This is a genomic window from Halorubrum rutilum (genome assembly GCF_024494565.1).
The window spans coordinates 82,836-104,725 of record NZ_JANHDN010000001.1 but is presented as its reverse complement, the minus strand read 5'-3'; the positions used below and the strand labels follow the sequence as shown (position 1 = coordinate 104,725).

Sequence of the window (21,890 nt, the reverse complement as noted above, 5' to 3'; positions counted from 1 at the left end):
CCTACAGCCGCTCCGTCTCGCCCTCGACGTACGCCAGGGTGCGCGCCGCGAGCGCGGGCACCTGCGTCTCCATCTTCGGGTACAGCGGGTCGTCGCTGTCGTCGTTCAGGTGCCGCGCGAGGAACATCTCGCCGAGCGCCGCCATCTTGTAGGCCGCGAGCGTCCGATAGAACCGCTCGTGGGCGAACGCGCGGCCCGTCGCGGTCTCGTAGCGCTCGATCAGCGCCGCGCGGGTCGGGTACCCCTCCCGGGCGGTGAACGTCGACATCAGGTCGGGCATCGGCGGCTCCGGGTCGCCCTCGTCGTGCCAGAACAGCAGCAGCCAGCCGAGGTCGGCGAGCGGGTCGCCGAGCGTCGACAGCTCCCAGTCGAAGACGGCGACGACTTCCGGCGGCGTCCCGGGGCCGTACATCACGTTGTCGAGCTTGAAGTCGCCGTGGACGAGCGTCTCGGCGTGGTCGTCCGGGACGTTGTCGGCGAGCCACTCGCCGACGGCGACCAGGTCTGGGACCTCCCTGACGACCTCGGTCGTCTCGAACGCCCAGTCGAGCTGGCCGGTCCAGCGCTCGACCTGTCGGGCCGTGTACCCCGCGGGGCGGCCGAACTCGCCGAGGCCGACCGCCTCGTAGTCGACCGCGTGGATCGCGGCGAGGGTGTCGACGAGCTCGGTCCCGATCCGCTCGCGGGCGGCGGGGTCGGCGAAGCGCTCCGGCTCCGTCTCCCTGAGCACGTCGCCCTCGGCGCGCTCCATCAGGTAGAAGTCGCTGCCGAGGACCGCGTGGTCGTCGCAGGCCCGCAGGGCCTCGGGGACCGGGACCGCGGTGTCGCCGAGCGCGTCGACGACGCGGTGCTCTCGGAGCACGTCGTGGGCCGTGTCGGCCGTCTCGCCGGGGGGCGGTCGCCTGACCACCAGCTCCCGGTCGCCCCACGTGACGAACAGCGTCTCGTTGGAGTGCCCCTCGGCGTGCCGCTCGACCGCGAACGCGTCCGCCGGCCCGAACTCGGCGGTCAGGTACGCCCCGAGCGCGTCGTCGTCGACCAGCCGGTCGAGGTAGTCGGCGTCCGTCATGGCCGGGGGTCCTCCCCCCGCGACGGAGCCGAACGAAGTTCGCTCTTTCCGGCGTATTTGACTAACATTGTAAATCTATCTGGGATACAAGAGCGGTTAGGCTCGGGATTTATAGCCTTTTGGGCGCGCGTTGCCGGAACTACTATTTACATTGCTAAACAAGCGACACCATGGAGTACGACGACATCGGTCGCGGGCCGGAGATCGCCGCGGCCGTCAGGGAGTTCGTCGACGAGACGGTGTTGCCGGTCGAGCGCGAGTGGCTCGGGCGGGGGCCGATCCCGCCGGCGGAGGTCGAGGCGCTGCGCGACGCCGCGCGCGACGCGGGGGTCTACGCCCCGCAGGTCGACGAGGAGTACGGGGGGCTCGGGCTCGGCTTCCGCGAGATGCTCCCGGTGTTCGAGGAGGCGGGCCGGAGCCTGCTCGGACCGACCGCGCTCCGGTGTGCGGCGCCCGACGAGGGCAACATGCACACGCTGGAGATCGCGGCCACGGACGAGCAGAAGGAGCGGTGGCTCCGCCCGCTGGCGGCCGGCGAGATCGACTCGGGGTTCGCGATGACCGAGCCGATGCAGGGCGGGGGGTCGGACCCGAAGATGCTCGGCACGACGGCCGAGAAGGACGGCGACGAGTGGGTGATAAACGGCCACAAGTGGTGGACGACCGGGGGCGTCGAGGCGGAGCTGCTGCTGGTCTTCGCCCGTACCGATCGGGAGGCGCACCCGTACGCCGGCTGTTCGGTCATCCTCGTGCCCGCCGACGCCGACGGCGTCGAGGTCGTCCGGAACATCCCGCACCTCGGCGAGGGGCTGGTCGGGACGACCCACGCCGAGATCCGGTTCGATAACGTTCGGGTCCCGGTCGAGAACACGCTCGGCGAGGAGAACGAGGGGTTCACCCTCGTCCAGCGGCGGCTCGGGCCGGCCCGGCTCACCCACTGTATGCGGTACGCCGGGATGGCCGACCGCGCGCTCGACATCGCGACCGCCTACCTCTCGGAGCGGGAGGGGTTCGGCGAGCCGCTCTCGGAGAAGCAGGGCCCCCGGTTCCGGATCGCCGACCGCCGCACCGAGCTCCACGCCGCCCGCACGATGGTCAGGCACGCCGCCGGGCGGATCGCCGACGGCCACGAGGCGCGGATCGAGGTGGCGATGGCGAAGACGTTCGCCGCGAACGTCGTCCAGGAGGCGATCGACGACGCGCTCCAGTTCTGCGGCGGCAACGGGATCGCGTACGACCTGCCGATCGCGCGCTTCCACGAGAACGTCCGGCAGTTCCGGCTCGTCGACGGCGCCGACGAGGTCCACCGCCGGTCGATCGCGCGGGACGCCTTCGCGGACCCGCCGACCGAGGAGCTGGCGTCGGTCACGCGGTTCGGCGAGTTCGACTGAGCCGGCGGTCGAGGGCGGCGGTCGCCCCCTGTTCCCCCGACGTCACTCGTCGTCGCCGTCCGCTTGGAACACCTCGAACAGCTCTGGGTCGGTCCCGAACTTGAGGACGTTCGTCACGACGGAGTTGCGGAGGTTGTTGACGAGCTCGCCGTACTCCTTGTAGAACTCGTGGATCCACTTCGACTCCTGCTCCCGGTCCTCGAACATCATGATCGTCTTCCACTGGTAGTCGCCGTCCGAGAGGAAGTACATGAACGTGTGGCGGCTCGACCGGACGTGTTCGAGCGCGTCACGCCAGTGCTCGTCGAACCCCTCGGGGTTGAACTGGAACTCGAACAGCGAGAAGAAGAGGTGCTCCTCGTTGGGGACCAGCGCCTCGCGGAACACGCCGTCGTCGCGCATTCGGCGGATCGACTCGTTGACCGTGACGTGGGAGACGTCGATGTCGTGCTCCTCGGCGAGGAGGTCGCGGAGCCCGCGGGAGGTGAGCTGGGGGTCCCGCGCGAGCTCCTGTAGGATGATCGCGTCCCGCTCGGAGAGGTTCCAGTCGGCGATCGGTTTCTCGGGCATGCGTTCCGTGAGGATGGAGGCGTCACGGTAATCAGTATTTGGACGGGCGGACACCTATTTACCCGACCGCCACCACGGGCCGGCAATGACTGCGTCACGCGCGCCGGCGGAGCCCGAGGTCAGGGCGTTCGAGGCGACGGTGGAGTCGGTCGACGGCCGCGAGGTCGTCCTGAGCGAGACGTTCTTCTACGCCGAGTCGGGCGGCCAGCCGGCGGACCGGGGAACGATAGACGGCGTCCTCCTCGACGACGTGACCGAGCGCGACGGCCGGGTCGTCCACGTGCTGAGCGAGGCGCCCCCGGAGTCCGTCGCGGTCGGCGAGACGGTCTCGGCGGTCGTCGACGACGCGTTCCGGACGTACTGCGCCCGGGCGCACACCGCCTCGCACGTGCTGTACGGCGCCGCGCGCCGGACCTGCGAGGAGCTGGGCTACGCCGGCTTCGACATCTCGGCGGAGAAGGTCCGGGTCGACCTGACGACGGCCGAGCCCCTCGACGACGCGGACCTCGTCGAGTTGGAGCGGCTCGCCAACCGCGCCGTGTGGGACTCGCTGCCCGTCTCGTGGGAGACGCTCCCGGAGGCGGAGGCCCGCGCGGTGCCGGGGATCGCGTTCAACACGAAGACCGAGGAGGGCGCGATGAGCGGGGGCGAGGCGGTCCGCGTCGTGACGGTCGGCGGGCGCGACGAGGCCGACGCTGACCGGGAGTCCGACGCCGCGTCGGCGTGGGACGTCGCCGCCTGCGGCGGCACGCACGTCCGGAACACGCGCGAGATCGGGCCGATATCGGTGCTCGACCGGTCGAACCCCGGCGAGGGGGTGACCCGCGTCGAGTTCGCGGTCGGGCCGACCGCGATCGACCACGACGCCGCGGTCCACGCGGCCGCGCTCGACGCCGCGACGAGCCTCGACGCGCGGGTCGGCGACCTCCCCGACGCCGTCGACCGTCTCCGCGACGAGGTCGACCGGCTGGAGGGCGAGCTCAGGGCGGCCCGCGCCGACCTGCTGACCGCCCGGCTCGCCGAGTTCCCGACGGTCGAGGTCGACGGGGCGACGTGGGCCGTCGGCACGGTCGACGACGCCGACCCGAACGACCTGCGCGAGCCGGCGGAGGCGCTCCTCGCGGGCGACGGGGACGTGACCGACGGCGACGCCCCCGACGCGGTCGCGGCGGTCGGCACCGGCAGCGCGCCGTTCGTGGTCGCGGCGGTCGCGGAGGGGGCCGCCGGCGGGGACGGCCCGGGCGGCGGGGGCCCCGATGCCGGCGCGGTCGTGGACGCGGTCACCGACGAGTTCGGCGGCGGCGGGGGCGGCGGACCGACGTTCGCGCAGGGGGGCGGGCTCGACGCCGACCCGGAGGCGGTCGCCGCCTGGTTGCGCGACCGATGACCGGCAAGCTCGGACCCGAGGCGCTCGCCGAGGTGCTCGCGGCGACCGGGGCCGACGACGCCGCGGTCGAGGCGGGGCCCGCCTACGGCGAGGACGCGGCCGCGATCGACCTGACCGGCGCGGAGCCGACGCTCGTCGTCGCCGCGGACCCGCTGTCGCTGGCGGCCGACGCCGTGGGCGAGCTGGCGGTCCACGTCGCCTGCAACGACGTGGCCGCGAGCGGCGCGGACCCGCGCTGGCTCACGCACACGCTCTTCCTGCCCGACGGCGACCCGGACCGCCTCCGGACCGTCGCGGAGCAGGTGGACGCGACGGCGGCGGGGCTCGGGGTCGCGGTCGTCGGCGGCCACACCGAGGTGCTGCCGTCGCTGGAGCGCCCGCTCTGCTCGATGACCGCGCTCGGGACCACGGAACGGTTCGTGTCGAGCGGGGACGCCGAGCCGGGCGACCGGATCCTCCTCACGAAGGGCGCCGGGATCGAGGCGACCGCGATCCTCGCGACGGACTTCCGCGAGCGGTGCGCCGATGCGGGCGTGCCGGCCGCGACGCTCGACTCCGCCGCCGCGTTCCTCGACGAGGTGAGCGTCGTCCCCGACGCGGCCGCGGTCCGCGACGCCGCGAGCGCCATGCACGACCCGACCGAGGGGGGCCTACTGACCGCGCTCGTCGAGACCGCGAGCGCGAGCGGGGCGGTCCTCGCGGTCGAGCGCGACCGGGTCCCGGTCCGGCCCGAAACGGAGGCCTGCTGCGCGGCGGTCGGCGTCGACCCGCTGGCGACGTTCGGCTCCGGCGCGCTGCTGGCGGCGGTGCCCCCGGAGCGCGTCGGCGAGGCGACCGACGCGCTTGACGCCGCCGGGATCGGCGTCGGCGAGATCGGCGAGGTGCGGGCGCCGGGCGGCGGGGACGGCGAGGACGGCGAGACCCCCGAGGCGGGCACCGTCCTCCTCGACGGCGACCGGATCGAGGAGCCGCCGCGCGACGAGCTCTACCCGCTCTGGGACTGACGCGTGGGTCGCGGCCCGCGCCGGGACTCACCGCGGTCTCGCCTCCCCACCCCGATCGCTCACCTTTTTTCCGCGCGCGCTCGAACTCCGAGCCATGACTGGCGCACGCGTCGGCTCGTCGCTCACCGACGAGCAGGAGGCGATCCGGGAGCTCGTCCGGGAGTTCGCGGTCGAGGAGCTCCGGCCCGGGGCCGGCGAGGCCGACGAGACGGAGACGTTCCCGGAGGACGCCTGGGACGGGCTCGCGGAGCTCGGGCTGACCGGGCTGACGACGCCCGAGGCGCACGGCGGCTTCGACGCCGACGAGACGACCTACGCGGTCGTCAACGAGGAGCTGGCGTACGGCCACCTCGCGGTCGCGACCGCGCTCTCCGTCCACTGTCTCGCGACCTCCTGCATCGCGGAGTTCGGGAACGAGGCCCAGCGGGAGCGCTGGCTCCCGGAGATGGCGGCGGCGGGGCGCCCGGTCGGGATGTTCTGTCTCTCCGAGCCGCACGCCGGGTCGAACCCGGCGGAGATGTCGACGACCGCGGAGTACGACGCCGAGGCCGACGAGTACGTCCTGAACGGCGAGAAGCAGTGGATCACGAACGGGGAACGGGGCGGCGTCGCCGTCGTCTTCGCGAAGGCCGTCCGCCCCGACGCGGAGGAGGCGGCCGAGAGCGACCCGGCGGCGGACGACGGCGACGGCCGCGGGTCGATCACCCAGTTCCTCGTCCCGGCCGACGCCGAGGGGTTCGAGGTCGGGAAGAAGGAGGAGAAGCTCGGGCTCCGCGCCTCGGACACGACCGGGATCAGCCTCGACGGCTGTCGGATCCCCGCGGAGAACCGGCTCACCGAGGAGGGAGAGGGGCTCTCGGCCGCGTTCCGGAGCCTGACCGGCGGCCGGATCGGGATCGCGGCGCAGGCGGTCGGGGTCGCGCAGGCCGCGCTCGACGAGGCGAAGTCGTACGCCGCCGAGCGCGAGCAGTTCGGCGAGCCGATCGCCGAGATTCAGACGATCCGGCACAAGCTCGCGGAGATGGCGACGGACGTCTCCGCGGCCCGCCTGCTCGTCCGCGAGGCGTGCCGGCAGGCCGAGGCGGGCGAGGACAACCGCGTCGCGGCCTCGAAGGCGAAGTACCGCGCCAGCGAGGCGGCGATGTCGGTGACCAACGAGGCCGTCCAGATCCACGGCGGCTACGGCTACACGACCGACTTCGACGTCGAGCGCCTCTACCGCGACGCGAAGATCACGGAGATCTACGAGGGGACCACGGAGATCCAGAAGACGATCATCGCGCGGGGGGTGGTGGGCGAATGACGAGCGAGCCCGGGGCGGACGGCGCCGCTCCGACCGCCGACGGCGCCGCCCCGACCGCCGACGGCGCCGTCGCGGAGGGGGTCTCCGGCGGCCTCGCGGGCTACGACGCGGTCGTCTACGACCTCGACGGGACCCTCGTCGACCTCGCGGTCGACTGGGACGCGGTCGCGGCGTCGGTCCTCGACGTGTACGCCGAGCACGCCGTCAAGCCGCCGACCGACGAGCTGTGGGACCTCATGGAGGCGGCCGGCGAGTACGGGATCGGCGAGCCGGTCGAGGAGGCGATCGCGCTCCACGAGCGGGCCGGCGCGCGCGACTCGACGCTGCTCGCGCTCGGCGAGCGACTGGCCGAGGGGGCCGGCGATCGGCCTGGCACGCCGCCGGCCGGCGTCTGCTCGCTCAACTGCGAGGAGGCGTGCCGGATCGCCGTGGAGACTCACGGGCTCGGCGACGCGCTCGATCCGGACGCGATCGTCGGCCGCGACACCGTCGGGTCGCACAAGCCGGACCCGGAGTCGCTGCTCGCTGCGGTCGACAGGCTCGGCGCGGCGCCCGAGGACGCCCTCTTCGTCGGCGACTCGCGGCGCGACGCGGAGGCGGCGGAACGCGCCGGGGTCGCGTTCGCGTGGGCGGCGGACTTGGTCTAGCTCTCGGCGTCGGTCGCGCGGTCGCTCTCGGCTGGTTCGGCGTCGTCGCCTTCGCTGGCCTCGGCGCCGTCATCGTCCGTCTCCACCCCGCCGTCCCCGGCGTCGGTGCGGCGCGCGTAGAGCGCGACGCCGACGGCGGTGATGAACCAGATCGGCGCGCCGACGCGGACCGCGAACGCGGCGCGGGCCCCCCACGAGTCGAGCGTGACGAACGCGGAGAGGACCGCGACGACCGGGGCGCCGACGACGATGGTGAGCACGAACGTCGTCTGCATCACCCAGCCGTAGTCGATCCCCTCGAACTCGGCCCGCTCGACAGGTTGCACGCCCTCTCCTCGGGCGCCGAGGGGCAAATCGGTGGCGGTCGCGCGGCGGGCGCGAAGCGGGACGGAACAGGGGCGGGACGCGAATCGGGGTGGGGCGGGGAGGGGGCGAGGGGAGAGCGGGGCCGGCCGCCGAATCCCGGCGATTTTAACCGGTCGCGGGGGCGTGTTCCGGTATGACCACGACGCGGGGACTCCGGGACCGCGAGGCGCCGATCACGATGCTGACCGCGTACGACGCCCCCACCGCGGCGGTCGTCGACGAGGCCGGGATCGACGTGATCCTCGTGGGCGACAGCATGGGGAACACCGCCTTGGGCTACGACTCCACGCTCCCCGTCACGCTCGACGAGGTCGCGAGCCGGACCGCGGCGGTCGCCCGCGCGGCCGAGGACGCCCTCGTCGTCGCCGACATGCCGTTCCTCTCGTTCGGCGTCGAGCCGGCGGAGTCCGTCCGCAACGCCGGCCGACTGCTGAAGGAGGCGAGCGCCGACGCGGTGAAGATCGAGAGCGGCCCCCACACCGTCGAGATGACGCGACGGATGACCGACGTGGGGATCCCCGTGATGGCGCACCTCGGCTTGACCCCCCAGCACGTCAACCGGCTGGGCGGGTACACCAGACAGGGGACCGACCGAGACGCCGCCGAGGAGATAATCGATCTCGCGGGCGCGCACGCCGACGCCGGCGCGTTCGCGCTCGTCTTGGAGCACGTCCCGGCGAACCTCGCTGGCGCCGTCACGGAGGCGCTGGAGATCCCGACGATCGGCATCGGCGCGGGCCCCGACTGCGACGGGCAGGTGCTCGTGATCAACGACGTGGTGGGGCTCGGCGAATGGTCGCCCCCGTTCTCCCGGCGGTTCGGCGACGTGCGGAGCGAGATGTTCGACGCCGTTGAGGCGTACCGGGAGGCCGTCGAGAGCGACGAGTTCCCGGCCGACGAGCACTCGCACGTGGAGGAGGGGCTTGAAGATCTGTACTGAGTCGGATATTTATACGTGAGTGCCGGCGCTGTGGAGCAGACATCCAAAGCCCCAGCCGCCCGGTAGTACGTAATCGGGGACTCCGCGGTGAACTCCTCCGAAGCCCCAGCCGGGAGGGCGCCGCACGCTCGCTGCGCTCCTTAGTCGCTCGTTTCACTCGCTCCTTGCGGTGCTTGCGTCGCCTGCTGCGCCCTCCCGGCTGCCCCTTTGAGTCCCGCCCCGCACCGCTCCGCACAGCACCTCACACCTCCCCAGCCTCGCGGTTCGCGCTCTTCGAGCGCTCACCGCGTCCCTCGCGCGTGCTCCTCACGCCCTACGGGCGTTCGGAGGCACGCGCCACCGCGCCGCTCGTTTATAAATAACTGCTGCTGCCACTCGCGGTTATTTAAATACCGTATCGTCACTGTCGATCTGCTTCACCCGCTCTCCCTATTGGTCGAAAGTCAGAGCCCCCCAGAACTACGGAGCCTGATCCCGCGGCGAAACCGCCGCACCCGGCGTGGGGTATATAGGCGCGAACGGCATACGTGAACCCGTGACAGCCCGGACCATCCGCGCCCGCGACCGGCCGGTGTTCGGCGTCGACGTGCACAGCGGCGACGTCCGCGGCGACGACCCCTCCTACGCCCTCGTCATCCTGGACCCTGTCGACGAGGACGACCCGGACGCGCCCGACGCCGACGGACCGATGGCGCGGGTGACCCGCGACGTGGTGTCGTTCCGGAAGCTCTGCCGGCTGATCGACGACCGCGAACCCCTCTACGTCGCCACCGACAACGCCTACGAGCTGGCGGCGGACAAGGGCGAACTCGTGGGGTTCCTCCGGTCGCTGCCCGACGGCACCCGGCTCGTGCAGGTGACCGGCGCGGAGCGCCCGGAGCCGCTCTCGCGGGTCGCCTCCCGCCACGGGATCCCGTACGGCAAGAAGCCGATGAAGGAGGCGGAGGCGTCGGCCCGGCTGGCCGCGGCCAACGTCGGCCACGAGGTGACCGCGTTCACCGACGAGACGACGGTGAAGGTGTCGCGCGGCCGCTCGACCGGGAAGGGCGGCTGGAGCCAGGACCGCTACACGCGACGGATCCACGGTAACGTCCGGAAGCGGACCCGGCAGGTCCAGTCGGAGCTGAAGGCGGCGAACCTCGACTTCGAACGCGACGTGACCGAGAAGTACGGCGGCTACGCGAACGCGACGTTCACGGTCGAGGCGCGCCCCGAGGAGATTCCGGTGTCGAACTCGCGGGCCGGCGACGTCCGCGTCGAGGTCGAGCGCGAGCGCCGCGACGGGATCGAGTACGAGCCGCTCGTGCAGCGCCGCGACCGGGTGATCGTCGGGATCGATCCGGGGACGACCACCGCGGCGGCCGTCGTCGGACTCGACGGCACCGTTCACGCCCTGTACTCCTCGCGGACCGCCGACACCGCCGACGTGACCGAGTGGATCATCGAGCAGGGCCGCCCGATCATCGTCGCCGCCGACGTGGAGCCGATGCCGGAGACCGTCGAGAAGTTCCGGCGGTCGTTCGACGCCGCCGGGTGGCGACCGACCACGGACCTCCCCGTCGACGAGAAGCTCCACCGGACCCGCGAGGCGAGCTACGACAACGACCACGAGCGCGACGCGCTGGCGGCGGCGCTGTACGCCTACGACGACCACGAGGACCAGTTCGAGCGGGTCGCGGCGAAGACCCCGCCTCGGCTCGACCGCGGGGCGGTGATCGCGGGTGTCGTCGCCGGCGACGCCTCGGTGGAGTCGGTCATCGCCGACCTCAGCGAGGACGACGGGAGCAGCGACGGAAGCGGCGACGCCGACGCGGACGAGACGGACCCCACCGAGCCCGAGCGCACAGAGGAGGAGGAGACGATCCGCCGGCTCCGCGAGCGGGTCGAGCGGCTGGAGTCGCACGCGGAGTCGCTGGAAGCGGACCTCGCCGAGCGCGACGAGCGGATCGAAGAGCTGGAGGGGGAGCTGGAGGAGGCGAAGCGCGAGGAGCGCATCGAGGCGCGCTCCCGCCGCGCCGTCTCCCGGCTCGAACGCGAGACCGACCGGCTGGAGCGCGAGCGCGACGAGGCGCGCGAGACCGTCGCGGAGCTGGAGACCAAGGTGGAGACGCTGAAGGAGCTGTGGCGGCTCGACCACTCCAACTTCGACGACGTGGCCGCGGACCGGGGGCTCGTCAGCGTGAAGGCGGTCGAGCAGTTCACGCTCGACGCGTTAGCGGCCGCCGACGAGGCGTACGGGCTCGTCGCCGGCGACGTGGTCTACCTCCGGGACGCCTCCGGGGCCGGCCGCCGGACCGCCGAGCGGCTGGCCGAGACCGATCCGCGGGCGGTGATCCGCGACGGGAACCTCTCGGACGTCGCCGACCGGGTCCTCTTCGACCACGACGTGCCGGTCGTCCCGGCCGACGCGGTCCCCGTCCGCGAGGTCGACGAGCTGGCGGTCGCGGGCGAGGCGGAGCTGGAGGCCGCGATCGACGACTGGGAGACGCGGGCGGAGCGGCGGCGGAAGGCGGAGAAGCAGGAGCACCTCGACCGGATCATCTCGGAGCACCGGGCGGGGCGGACGCTGCCCGAGACCGAGGAATAGCGGTCGGCTGGCGACCCAGCCGGGCGGAATCGCCCTCGCCACCCGCCCGCACGCTTCCAGAAGTCATATGTCCGACAACCGCACAATCGGGAGTATGGACGCTTACGAGCGGATCACCCGGAACGCGGCCGAGGTGGTCACCGAAGAGGAGATCGAGGCGCTGGCCGACGACCCCGACGGGAAGCGGGCGTACGTCGGCTACGAGCCCTCGGGGGTCCTCCACATCGGGCACATGCTCACCGCGAACAAGCTCATCGACCTCCAAGAGGCCGGGTTCGAGGTGACGGTGCTGCTCGCCGACGTGCACGCCTACCTCAACGACAAGGGGTCGTTCGAGGAGATCCGCCACACCGCCGAGCGCATGCGCGACCAGTTCATCGCGTACGGGCTCGACGAGTCGAACACGCAGTTCGTGCTCGGCTCGGACTTCCAGCTCGACGACGACTACACCCTCGACCTCCACGCCCTCGAACTGGAGACGACGCTCGCGCGGGCCGAGCGCGCGATGGCCGAGATCACCTCCGGCGACTCGGTGAAGGTGTCGCAGGCGGTGTACCCGCTGATGCAGGCGCTCGATATCCCGTACCTCGGCGTCGACCTCGCGGTCGGCGGGATGGAGCAGCGGAAAGTCCACATGCTCGCGCGCGACGTGCTCCCGAGCATCGACCGCGAGCCGCCGACGAGCCTCCACACCCCGCTCATCGCCGACCTGGGCACCGGCCGCGGGAAGATGTCCTCCAGCGCGGGCGTCACGATCTCGATGGAGGACTCCCGCGACGACATCGAGTCGAAGGTGAACGACGCGTACTGCCCGCCGACCGCCGACCCCGAGCCGACCGACGACGGCGTCGAGCGCGAGAACCCCGTCCTCCAGGTGTTCGAGTACCACGTCTTCCCGCGGTTCGAGACCGTCCGCGTCGAGCGGCCGGCGGAGTACGGCGGCGACCTGGAGTACGACGGGTACGACGCCCTCGAGGCCGACCTGGAGTCCGGCGAGCTCCACCCCGCCGACGCGAAGGGCGCGCTCGCGGAGTACCTCGACCGGCTCATCGCGCCGGGACGCGAGCAGCTGGCGGAGTAGGCGGCTTCGACCGCGTTTCGGATCACTCCCCCGCCGTCTCGCCCGCCGCGCGTCCCCCGCGCTCGCAGGTCCCGTCGAGGCAGTCGCGACCGGTCGCCGTCTCGAATACCGCGAGCCCGCAGTCGCACTCGTCGACGACGACGCCGGAGGGGATCGAGAACGTCGTCTCGCAGTCGGGGTGGTTCTCGCAGCCGAGGTAGACGCGGCCTGGCGCCGACTTCACGAGCAGTTCGCCGCCGCAGTCGGGGCAGTCCCAGACGCGGTCGAACCGGTCGCTGACGGCCTCTTCCATCGGGTCGCAGGCGGGATCGAGACAGAGGTGGAACGGCTCGCCGCGCTCGACCCGGATCTTCGGCAGGCCGCAGTCGTCACAGACCCCGTCGGTGACGCTCGCGCCGGCCGGGAGCCCCCACCGCTCCTCGCAGTCGAGACAGACCACGTCGCCGCGCGACCGCACGAGCGGCCCGCCGTCTTCGGGGCAGGTACCGACCGGGATCCCGGCCTCCGTGACCGGCAGCGCGCGGGCGGCGGTCGCCTCCTCGGCGACGACCCGCAGCCGCCGGGTGCCGTCGCGGGCGGTGACGGAGAAGCCGTCGCCGTCGCGCTCGACGACGACCGAGTCGGGCCGGGTGAGCCACGCGACCGGCTGGTAGCCGTCGGCGTCGTGGACGAGGGTGGTGTCGTCGGGCTTGATCAGGACGACGACGCGCCCCCGGTGCGTCCGGGAGCGGTCGCCGCGCTCGGTCACTCGGCAGTCGCCGGCGAACACGCGGAGTCGTTCTGGCATACGACGGGTGGCCGCGGTATGGGTGAAAAGCGGTCGTTGCGGGGATTTATGAGGGATATAGAGCGGGTGTCGCGAGTGATCGATATGGGGTATCTCTCGTTGCTAGCGCGGTGAATGGGGCCGGAGCTCCGGTCGACCGCTTCCGGGTGACCGACAGCGGATCGACTATGAACACCGCCAAAGCCCCAGCCGCTCGGTCGTACGTGATCGGAACCCCTGCGGTGAACACCTCAAAAGCCCCAGCCGGGAGGCGAGCGCACGCTCGCTGCGCTCCTCGTCACTCGCTCCGCTCGTTCCTGCGGTGCTTACATCACCTGCGCCCGCCTCCCGGCTGCCCTTTTGAATCCCACCCTGCACCACACAGCCACCGCGCTTCAGGCCTCCCCAACCTCGCGGTTCGCGCTCTCCGAGCGCTCACCGCGTCCCTCGCGCGGCGCTCCTCGTGGCCTGCCGGCCACTCGGAGGCGCGCGCCACCGCTTCTCTATTTTCCGAAACCGACGCCCCTACTCCACGCGAACCGTCCGCGTCGCCCTGACCGGCATCAGCGGCAAGTCGGGGAAGACGACCTCGACGACGAACTCCAGCTCGTCGGCGTCGGGGGGACCGAAGACGCCGACCGGGACCGCCGTCTCGCCGTCGAGGTACGTCGTCGTCGCCGTCATCTCCACGTCGTTGACGGTGACTCGGATCCCCGTGCGCGCGCTCCCGGAGACGGTCGAGACCGCGACCTCGCACAGCTCGTTCTCGCCGACCGCGATCGCGTCGGGGAAGTCGCCCCAGTCGACGTCGATCCGGGGGCAGTCGCGCGCGGCGTCGACGATCCGCTCGGCGACGGAGTCGCTCATGCCGGCGTCCTCCAGCACGCTCGCGCCGGCGTCGACGACGGCGGCGGGCGAGGTGAGGCCGGCGTCCGCGAGCCGCTCGGCGCGCCCGGAACCGACGCCGTCGATCGCGGTGAGCGCGACCGCCTCTCGCGAGACGCCGTGCTCGACGCGCGCCTCGACGCGGCACGCGAGGTTGGCGGCGCGGGGGCCGGCGAAGCGGTCGAGGAACTCCGCGAGCGCCGCGATCAGGCGGAGCGCGTTCTGCCGGATCACCCACGCGTCCGAGCGCAGGTCCGAGGGGATCGAGTCGGCCATCCCGGCCAGCAGGATGGCGAACACCTTGCGGTGGCCGTCCTCCAGGTCGGTGTCGCGGCCGTCGAGGATCCGGTCGATCGCGTCCGACTCGGCCGACCGCGCCGACACCGAGTCGAACTCGCCGGCCGACGCGACGGCCTCCAAGATCCGGTCGACCGTCAGCGTCTCCCGGTCCGCGAGCCGCCGGAACCGGCGGGCCGTGTCCAGCCGCAGGTAGTACTTCGAGGCGAGTCGGCCCAGCGCCGTCGGCTCGATCGCGAGGTCGTCGTCGGCCGCGACGAAGCCGTCGTCGACGAGCGAGTCGAGGGTGTCGCGAACGCGGTCGCGGAGGGTGGCGAAGTCGTACTCGTCGGGCTTCGACGCCGCGCGGACGTAGTAGAAGGTGGTCTCCAACCACGCCATCACGTCCTCCAGCCCGCGGATCGTCCCCATCGCGATCTCGGCGTTGAGGTGCGATTCGAGGTCGGCGGCGAGCCGCGACTCGATCTCTTTGCCCTCGCGAAGCAGTTTCCGGTACTTGTCGGCGTCCGCGCGGTCGCAGACCACCCAGCCGTACCCCACGTCGTCGTACTCCGGGCGGCCGGCGCGACCGAGCATCTGGAGCACGTCCAGCGGCGAGATGTCGGTCTCGCCCTCCAGCGGGTCGTGGTACTTCGTGTCGCGGATGACGACGCACCGGGCCGGGAGGTTCACCCCCCACGCGAGCGTGGAGGTCGAGAAGAGGAACTTGATCTTCCCCTGCTTGAACCACTCCTCGACGCGGTCCCGGTCGTCCTTCCCGAGGCCGGCGTGGTGGAAGCCGACGCCGTCGGTGACCGACTGGCGGAGCGCGTCGTTGGTCAGCTCTTTCGCCTCGTTGTGGAAGTCGTAGTCGTCGCGGGAGTCGATCGGGATGTCGCGGTCGGTGATCTCGTCGCGCGCCTTCTTGGCCGCCTGCACCGTGTCCTGTCGCGAGGAGACGAACACCAAGGCCTGCCCGTCCTCGCGCACGTGCGGCTCGGCTAGGTCGAGCGCGCGGTAGAGCCGCCGGTACTTGTCGGCGAAGGCGTTCGAGCCGTGCGAGTACGTCTTCACGCCCGTCTCCAGGTCGACCGGGCGGTACTCGTCGCCGAAGGCGTACGTCGTCTCCGCGGGCGCGTTGAGCCACTCGGCGACGTCCGCGACGTTCGGCATCGTCGCCGAGAGCGCGACCACGCGCGGGTCCTGCAGGCGGCGGAGCCGCGAGACGGTGACTTCGAGCACCGCGCCGCGCTTCTCGGAGTCGAGCAGGTGGACCTCGTCGATGACGACGCAGTCGACGTCGGTGATGAAGGAGTAGCGCGCGGAGTCGTGTTTGCGGGTCGCGCTGTCGGCCTTCTCGGGGGTGGTCACGAGCACGTCCGCGCGCTCGGCGCGGCGGGGGTTGAGGTCGCGCTCGCCGGAGACGACGTACACCGAGTACCCCAACTCCTCGAACCGCTCCCACTCGCTCTCCTTCTCGTTGGTGAGCGCGCGGAGCGGGGCGACGAAGAGGGCGGTGCCGCCCGCCGAGAGCGTCCTGCAGATCGCGAGCTCGGCGAGCGCGGTCTTGCCGGACGCCGTCGGCGCCGACGCGACCACGTTGTGGTCGGTCTCCAAGATCCCCGGCAGCGCCTCGCGTTGCATCCGGTTGAACTCCTCGAACCCGAAGGCGTCGGCGAACTCCGGCACCGCGTCCGCGACCTTCACGCCGCACCACGCCCGCGGGCGACCGGACGGCGACCGAGAGTCGTTCGCATCACGTCGAACCGGGGGCTCCAGCCCAAAGGCGTTTCTCATGTGGGCGGCGAAAGCGGTCGGGGCGGAATCTGGCGTCCGGCGGGCCCGAACCGCGCCGCCGACCCCGAGCGTTTAGGTGACCGGGGATCGACCGACCGGTATGATACCGTCAGATCCTATCGTCTTGGGGGCCGTGGCCGTGATCGCCCTGCTCGTCCTGTTAACACTCGTCAGTCGCCTGCGCGGTCCGTCCGGGGAGGCGAAGGAGTCGAAGCGTGCCCACGACGCGGCCCAGGAGCGCGACCCGCCGGTCGAGATCGGCGAGACGTACGAGTTCGGCGTCACCGAGCTCACCGACCACCACTCCGGCGAGGAGGTCGCCGTCGGTAAGGTCGAGGGGTTCGTCCTCTTCACCGAGGACATTCCCGGCGACGTGGGGAAAGGCGACGTGATCCGCGCGAAGGTGCTCTCGTTCAACGACGGCCGTACCTCCGCCGACGCGACGTTCGTGACGAAGGCGTAGCGGGGCCGGTCCGGACCGAACGGAACCGGATTTCCGGTCTGACAAGAGTGCCGAGATCCACCTCCGCCCCGAGCATGAGGTTCATACGTGATGCCGACGAAGGGGTTTCGTAATGGCTCAGGCCGGGAATCAGGACCTCACGGAGCGGTTCATTCAGTTCTACCGCAACTACTACCGCGAGGAGATCGGCACCCTCGCACAGAAGTACCCCAACGAACAGCGCTCCCTGTACGTCGACTACGACGATCTGTTCCAGTTCGACCGCGACCTCGCCGAGGACTTCCGCACGAAGCCGGACCAGATGCGCGAGTACGCCGAGGAGGCGCTGCGGCTCTACGACCTCCCCGCCGACGTCAGCCTCGGCCGCGCGCACGTCCGGATCGAGAACCTCCCCGAGAGCATCGACATCCGCGGCATCCGCGTCCACGACGACCACATCGGCAAGCTCGTCTCCGTGAAGGGGATCGTCCGCAAGGCGACCGACGTGCGCCCGAAGGTGACCGAGGCCGCCTTCGAGTGCCAGCGCTGCGGCACGATGACGTACATCCCGCAGAGCGACGGCGGCTTCCAGGAGCCCCACGAGTGTCAGGGCTGCGAGCGACAGGGCCCCTTCCGCGTCAACTTCGACCAGTCGGAGTTCATCGACTCCCAGAAGCTCCGCATCCAAGAGTCACCCGAGGGGCTCCGGGGCGGTGAGACGCCCCAGTCGCTCGACGTCGACATCGTCGACGACATCACCGGGAAGGTGAGCCCCGGCGACCACGTCACCTGCGTCGGCGTCCTCCACATCGAACAGGTCGAACAGGGCAACGAGAAGTCCGCCATCTTCGACCTCTACATGGACGGCGTCTCCATCGCCATCGAGGACGAGGAGTTCGAGGACATGGACATCACCGAAGCGGACAAACGCGAGATCATCGAGCTCTCCAACCGCGACGACATCTACGAGGCGATGGTCGGCTCCATCGCGCCCGCCATCTACGGCTACGAGGAAGAGAAGCTCGCGATGATCCTCCAGTTGTTCTCCGGCGTCACCAAACACCTCCCCGACGGGTCGCGGATTCGGGGGGACCTGCATATGCTCCTTATCGGAGATCCGGGTACTGGTAAGTGTCAAAAATATGATACTAAGGTGACACTAGCTGACGGAACAGAACGGGCTATCGGAGAGATAGTAGAATCGAACCTCGAAGATCCGATGGAAGTTGATGATGGAGTGTACGAATCAATTGACATTGATCTTCAAACCGTAACAGAAGCGGGAGAAATCGAGACCGGGACCGCGACAAAAGTCTGGAAACGAGAAGCTCCAGACCGGATGTGCCAGATTACAATGGCCTCGGGACGAGAGGTAGAAGTGACGCCGTCGCACCCCCTTTTCAGGCAGTTGGACAGAGGGTTGTCACCCCAGCGAGCGGATCAATTGGCGGAAGGAGACCTCATTGCCGTCCCAGGAAACATCGACGCGGATTGGGATGATTCCCTCGACGTTTCGTTCCAGCGGGTCGAAACCTACAATGCAAATTCTTTCACCCCTCCCAGTCAGATCGACCCCGTACTGGCGCGGCTTCTCGGCTATATCATTGCTGAGGGCCACACTCACATGTCGGAGTCAAGCGCCGCTACCGCGATCACGAACGTCGATGAAGAGATTCTAACGGACGTGGAACACTGCTTCCGGAAGTTGGGTGTTCGGTGGTCTCGCCGAAATAAACAGGGCCATGAGACCGCTGAGATCGTTAGCTGCTCTTCGTTGGAGTTCGTCCGATTCCTCAGAGAACTCGAACCGGCGATACTCAAAAACTCTGAGGATCAACTCGTCCCAGGTTGTCTCAAACGGGCGAGTCCGGAGAACAAGAAGGCGTTCTTACAGGCGTACGTTGACAGCGAGGGAACGGTCTCACCCAAAGAACGTGAGATCACCGTTTCCTCGATGAGCAGAGAACTGCTGACCGGAGTACAGACGTTACTCCTCGCGTTCGGGATCCAGAGCCATCTTCGGAAACGACACAACGACAGCTATCGACTGCGGATCAGTGGACGGGATTTCGTCAAATACGTCGACAAGATTGGATTCGTTACCGATCGCAAAGTGACGGCCTCGAAAGCGTTCGACGACGTTCCAGAGAACACAAACACCGACGTGATTCCCGGACTGAGTGACGACCTCCGGCGGATCCGCGAGGCGCTCGCGTTGTCGCAGTTCGACATCGGATTGCCGCGTCCCACGTATCAACATTATGAACGTGACGACAGAAACCCGAGTAGATCGAGCCTGAGAACGGTTGTCGACACGTTCGAGACTCGCTTGGACTGGCTTCGAGAGAAGCGTGACGAACTGTTGGACGGAAACTGGCAAGCGGTCGAGACACTGCGGGAAGAACTGAATATCTCCCAAAAGACGCTGTCGGACGGTATGGACGTCTCTCAGACCGCGATCAGTTACTACGAGCGGAACGGTGTTGCTCCCGACGGTGGACAGACAGCGGCCGCAAAGGGCGTGATTTTGGATCGGCTCGACGAGGCCTTATCGGTGGGTCCAGACGTCGCTGAACTCGATCGCCTGTGTTCGAACGACATCCACTGGGACCGGATCGAGTCCATCGAATCGGTCGAACCGGACTACGAGTGGGTATACGACCTCGAGGTAGCAGACACGCATACGTATCTCGGAAACGGGGTCGTATCTCACAACTCGCAGATGATCTCGTATGTCGAGAATATTGCCCCCAGATCGGTTTATACGTCCGGTAAAGGCAGCTCGGCGGCCGGCCTTACCGCTGCAGCGGTTCGCGACGACTTCGGTGACGGCCAGCAGTGGTCGCTCGAAGCCGGCGCTCTCGTGCTCGCGGACAAGGGAATCGCCGCAGTCGACGAGCTGGATAAAATGGATTCGAGCGACCGCTCCGCGATGCACGAGGGCCTCGAACAGCAGAAGATCTCCGTCTCGAAGGCCGGGATCAACGCGACGCTGAAGGCGCGGTGTTCCCTGCTCGGCGCCGCGAACCCCAAGTACGGCCGGTTCGACCAGTACGAGCCGATCGGCGAGCAGATCGACTTAGAGCCCGCGCTCATCTCGCGGTTCGACCTCATCTTCACGGTGACCGACAGCCCGGACCCGGAACACGACTCCCGGCTGGCGAAACACATCATCAAGACGAACTACGCCGGCGAGCTCAACACCCAGCGCGAGGAGCTGGCGAGCTCGGAGTTCACCTCGGACCAGGTGGCGGAGGTGACCCAGGAGGTCGCCCCGGAGATCGACGCGGAGCTGCTCCGGAAGTACATCGCCCACGCGAAGCGCTCCTGTTACCCGACGATGACGGAGGAGGCGAAGGAGCTGATCGAGGAGTTCTACGTCGACCTGCGCTCGAAGGGCGCCGACGAGGACGCGCCGGTGCCCGTCACCGCTCGGAAGCTGGAGGCGATGGTGCGGCTCGCGGAGGCGAGCGCGCGGCTCCGGCTCTCGGACACGGTCGAGCGCGAGGACGCCGACCGCGCCACCGACATCGTCGAGTCCTGTCTCAAGGACATCGGCGTCGACCCCGAGACGGGGCAGTTCGACGCCGACGTCGTCGAGACGGGCACGTCCAAGAGCCAGCGCGACCGCATCAAGAACATCAAGGGGCTCATCGCCGACATCGAGGAGGAGTACCAGGAGGGCGCGCCCGTCGACGAGGTGCTCGACCGCGCCGGCGAGATCGGGATGGACCCCGGGAAGGCGGAACAGGAGATCGAGAAGCTCCGCACGAGGGGCGAGGTGTACGAGCCGAAGCAGGGCCACCTGCGGACGACGTAGATGGACCGGATCTCCGCGATACGGAACGTCGAGGACGCCCTGCGCGCGTTCGAGAACGGCGAGGCCGACCTCGCCGACACGGAGCGCCGGGTGGCGGCGGTGCTCCGCACCTACGCCACGGAGTTCGACGGCGACGGCGGCGTGTTCCGCGCGGTCGGCGACGAGCCGGTCGACGGGCGGGTCGTCGTCGCCCCCTCCGCGCCGGCCGCCCGCGAGCGCGTGCTCGCGCTCTCGAAGGCCGACGCGAGCGACGCGGAGGGGTCCGATAGTTCAAATAGTCCGACAAACGACGAAAACGGCTCAGTCATCGAGTTCGAGGTCGAACGAGTAACGGAGTCGGAGTAGTTCGGAACCGATAAGTTCGGCCTCCGATCAGCCGCGTCCATGCTGCTGATCGTGACGTACTCGGAGGCGGCGCGCACCGGCCTCCGAAACCTCTGTCGGCGCCACGAGGAGCCGGTCGTTCGGCGGTTCGGGCGGGCGGCGCTGCTCGACGCGACGGCGTACGCCGCGTTCCTCGCCGTGCGGCTCCGGGAGTCGCACGGCGGCGACGTCCAGATCGAGCGGACGGAACCGTTCAACGAGTTCGTCGCGCTCGACGACTCGGTCCGCGAGGCCGCGAGCGCGTACGCGGATCGGGACGCGAAGTCGACGCCGTACGCCGCGTTCGCGGCCGGAACGGAGCATCCGAACCCGGACCGGTTGAAGGGCGAAGAGCTGTGACGGGCGGGCGGGAGCCGGCGACGCCGGGGGAGCCCGCGGAGCCGAGCGAGCGCCCGCTCCCCGCGCCCGAGGCGGTCCTCGGTCGGGTGCCGACCGGGACCAGCCTCCGGCGGGAGCTCGCGGCGGCCGCCCGGTCTCGGGGGCACGAGTCGTCGGCGAGAGGCGAGCTCGGTCGGCTCCGCGACGAGATCGCGGCGATCGAGGTCGACGCGGTCGATCTCGCCGCGGCCCGTCGGCGGGTCGCCGACGCGAGCGGCGAGGAGGAGCGACTGAAGGAGCGCGTCGCGGCGCTCCGCGGCGACGTCCGGGCGCGGCGAGCCGTGGACGCGGAGACTGACGGGGCGCTCGGCGACCTCGAGTCCGTCGCGGCGGAGCTCTCGGCCGCGCAGACCGAACGGATCGCGGCGGAGCAGGCGCTCGAACGGGCCCGCGAGCGGGCCGCCCGCGCCCGCGACGAGCGGGAGCGACGGCTCGAACTCGGAGACCGGCTGCGGAACCGCCGACGGGAGGCCCGCCGCGAGCTCGCCGGCGAAGCGTATCCGGCGTTCCGCGACGCCCTCGCCGCGGTCCCCGGCGGTACCCGGTCACGAGCCGGCTCGGAACCGTCGGAATACGACGGGCCGCGGCTCGCCGCGTCGCTCGCGGCGGTCCGGATCGCGGACCTCGACGGGGCGGTCACGCTCGGCGTCGAGGCCGCCCGCTGGCTCGCCGAGCGAGGGGAGCGATCGCCGGAAGCGGTGCTCGACGCGGCGGTCGCCCGTCCCGATCGCTCGTCCGGGTGACCCCCCGGCCGCCGCGCCCGACTCGTGAACGGCGGCGGTACCGGCCGGAGTTTA

General features: G+C 70.3%; 18 protein-coding genes. 13 read left to right on the top strand and 5 right to left on the bottom strand.

Annotation, left to right across the window (positions count from 1 at the left end; all coding sequences use genetic code 11):
• Position 1: 1 nt before the first annotated feature.
• Complete coding sequence (locus NO900_RS00505) at positions 2–1,069, bottom strand: phosphotransferase family protein (RefSeq protein WP_256407260.1); 1,068 nt, start codon at positions 1,067–1,069, stop codon at positions 2–4.
• Positions 1,070–1,239: 170 nt separating this feature from the next.
• Here NO900_RS00505 and NO900_RS00500 point away from each other — a divergent pair, with 170 nt between their 5' ends.
• Positions 1,240–2,460, top strand: coding sequence for an acyl-CoA dehydrogenase family protein (locus NO900_RS00500; protein WP_256407259.1), 1,221 nt, complete (start codon positions 1,240–1,242; stop codon positions 2,458–2,460).
• A gap of 42 nt (positions 2,461–2,502) precedes the next feature.
• Here the strand turns inward: NO900_RS00500 and NO900_RS00495 are convergent, their stop codons facing one another.
• On the bottom strand, positions 2,503–3,030 hold the full coding sequence (locus NO900_RS00495) for a winged helix-turn-helix domain-containing protein (protein WP_256407258.1): 528 nt from the start codon (positions 3,028–3,030) through the stop codon (positions 2,503–2,505).
• An 85-nt stretch (positions 3,031–3,115) separates the two neighbouring features.
• Here NO900_RS00495 and NO900_RS00490 point away from each other — a divergent pair, with 85 nt between their 5' ends.
• The 4 genes from NO900_RS00490 to NO900_RS00475 all read left to right on the top strand — a co-directional run bounded on the left by NO900_RS00490 (position 3,116) and on the right by NO900_RS00475 (position 7,371).
• On the top strand, positions 3,116–4,417 hold the full coding sequence (locus NO900_RS00490; RefSeq protein ID WP_256407257.1) for an alanyl-tRNA editing protein: 1,302 nt from the start codon (positions 3,116–3,118) through the stop codon (positions 4,415–4,417).
• Positions 4,414–5,421, top strand: a complete 1,008-nt coding sequence (locus NO900_RS00485; protein ID WP_256407256.1) for an AIR synthase family protein — start codon at positions 4,414–4,416, stop codon at positions 5,419–5,421. Before NO900_RS00490 ends, NO900_RS00485 begins: the two co-directional genes overlap by 4 nt.
• Before the next feature lie 94 nt (positions 5,422–5,515).
• Positions 5,516–6,724, top strand: a complete 1,209-nt coding sequence (locus NO900_RS00480; protein WP_256407255.1) for an acyl-CoA dehydrogenase family protein — start codon at positions 5,516–5,518, stop codon at positions 6,722–6,724.
• The gene (locus NO900_RS00475) at positions 6,721–7,371 is read left to right on the top strand and encodes an HAD family hydrolase (protein WP_256407254.1); all 651 of its coding nucleotides are present in this window, start codon (positions 6,721–6,723) and stop codon (positions 7,369–7,371) included. Before NO900_RS00480 ends, NO900_RS00475 begins: the two co-directional genes overlap by 4 nt.
• Here NO900_RS00475 and NO900_RS00470 read toward each other — a convergent pair.
• Positions 7,368–7,697 (bottom strand): DUF5822 domain-containing protein, encoded by a 330-nt coding sequence (locus NO900_RS00470; protein WP_256407253.1) that lies wholly within the window; start codon positions 7,695–7,697, stop codon positions 7,368–7,370. The two genes, NO900_RS00475 and NO900_RS00470, sit on opposite strands and share 4 nt — an antisense overlap.
• A 173-nt stretch (positions 7,698–7,870) precedes the next feature.
• Here NO900_RS00470 and panB point away from each other — a divergent pair, with 173 nt between their 5' ends.
• The 3 genes from panB to NO900_RS00455 all read left to right on the top strand — a co-directional run bounded on the left by panB (position 7,871) and on the right by NO900_RS00455 (position 12,345).
• The gene (gene panB, locus NO900_RS00465) at positions 7,871–8,677 is read left to right on the top strand and encodes a 3-methyl-2-oxobutanoate hydroxymethyltransferase (protein ID WP_256407252.1); all 807 of its coding nucleotides are present in this window, start codon (positions 7,871–7,873) and stop codon (positions 8,675–8,677) included.
• 535 nt (positions 8,678–9,212) lie between these two features.
• Positions 9,213–11,264 (top strand): DUF460 domain-containing protein, encoded by a 2,052-nt coding sequence (locus NO900_RS00460; protein ID WP_256407251.1) that lies wholly within the window; start codon positions 9,213–9,215, stop codon positions 11,262–11,264.
• A gap of 94 nt (positions 11,265–11,358) precedes the next feature.
• On the top strand, positions 11,359–12,345 hold the full coding sequence (locus tag NO900_RS00455; RefSeq protein ID WP_256407250.1) for a tyrosine--tRNA ligase: 987 nt from the start codon (positions 11,359–11,361) through the stop codon (positions 12,343–12,345).
• A 22-nt stretch (positions 12,346–12,367) separates the two neighbouring features.
• On the opposite strand, the gene NO900_RS00450 is transcribed toward NO900_RS00455, so the two are convergent.
• Both NO900_RS00450 and NO900_RS00445 read right to left on the bottom strand, forming a co-directional pair.
• Positions 12,368–13,132, bottom strand: a complete 765-nt coding sequence (locus NO900_RS00450; protein WP_256407249.1) for a topoisomerase DNA-binding C4 zinc finger domain-containing protein — start codon at positions 13,130–13,132, stop codon at positions 12,368–12,370.
• 504 nt (positions 13,133–13,636) lie between these two features.
• Complete coding sequence (locus tag NO900_RS00445) at positions 13,637–15,979, bottom strand: DEAD/DEAH box helicase (protein ID WP_256407248.1); 2,343 nt, start codon at positions 15,977–15,979, stop codon at positions 13,637–13,639.
• Positions 15,980–16,169: 190 nt separating this feature from the next.
• On the opposite strand from NO900_RS00445, the gene NO900_RS00440 reads away from it, so the two are divergent.
• The 5 genes from NO900_RS00440 to NO900_RS00420 all read left to right on the top strand — a co-directional run bounded on the left by NO900_RS00440 (position 16,170) and on the right by NO900_RS00420 (position 21,836).
• Entirely contained in the window at positions 16,170–16,532 is a 363-nt protein-coding gene (locus NO900_RS00440) for a TRAM domain-containing protein (RefSeq protein ID WP_256407247.1), read from the top strand.
• Positions 16,533–16,644: 112 nt separating this feature from the next.
• Complete coding sequence (locus NO900_RS00435; protein ID WP_256407246.1) at positions 16,645–20,331, top strand: LAGLIDADG family homing endonuclease; 3,687 nt, start codon at positions 16,645–16,647, stop codon at positions 20,329–20,331.
• A complete protein-coding gene (locus NO900_RS00430) occupies positions 20,332–20,676 on the top strand; it encodes a DUF7854 family protein (protein ID WP_256407245.1) in 345 nt (114 codons plus the stop codon).
• A 39-nt stretch (positions 20,677–20,715) separates the two neighbouring features.
• Entirely contained in the window at positions 20,716–21,054 is a 339-nt protein-coding gene (locus tag NO900_RS00425; RefSeq protein ID WP_256407244.1) for a DUF7855 family protein, read from the top strand.
• Positions 21,051–21,836, top strand: a complete 786-nt coding sequence (locus tag NO900_RS00420; protein WP_256407243.1) for a DUF7856 family protein — start codon at positions 21,051–21,053, stop codon at positions 21,834–21,836. The genes NO900_RS00425 and NO900_RS00420 overlap by 4 nt, the downstream gene beginning before the upstream one ends.
• Positions 21,837–21,890: the final 54 nt, after the last annotated feature.